This window comes from Pseudomonas sp. SIMBA_041 (assembly GCF_046535095.1).
In the GTDB taxonomy this organism is placed as follows: domain Bacteria; phylum Pseudomonadota; class Gammaproteobacteria; order Pseudomonadales; family Pseudomonadaceae; genus Aquipseudomonas; species Aquipseudomonas mucoides.
Window position 1 is genome coordinate 1 of sequence record NZ_JAWRXJ010000704.1, and the last position, 249, is coordinate 249.

Sequence of the window (249 nt, forward strand, 5' to 3'; positions counted from 1 at the left end):
CGCTGCGTCTGCTCACGCAATGCAGGGTGGACGGCCCGGCGCAATCGCCACTCGACGATGGGTTCATCCGCGAGCTGACGCGGGAGGACATCGATGCGATTGGCGAGCAGATGGCGCTCGCCGATCCGCTCGCCGAGATCGCGCTGCTGTTCGACTGCCCCGCGTGCGGCGAATCATTCCAGGAAAGCCTCGCTCTCGTCTCGTTTCTATGGGCGGAGATCGAGGGGCGCGCGAAGCGCCTGCTGCTGG

At 66.7% G+C, this 249-nt stretch carries 1 protein-coding gene; it reads left to right on the plus strand.

What is annotated here, in order from left to right:
- Positions 1-249: hypothetical protein (locus SB725_RS32920; RefSeq protein ID WP_410923664.1), on the plus strand; the 249-nt coding region annotated here is incomplete at both ends.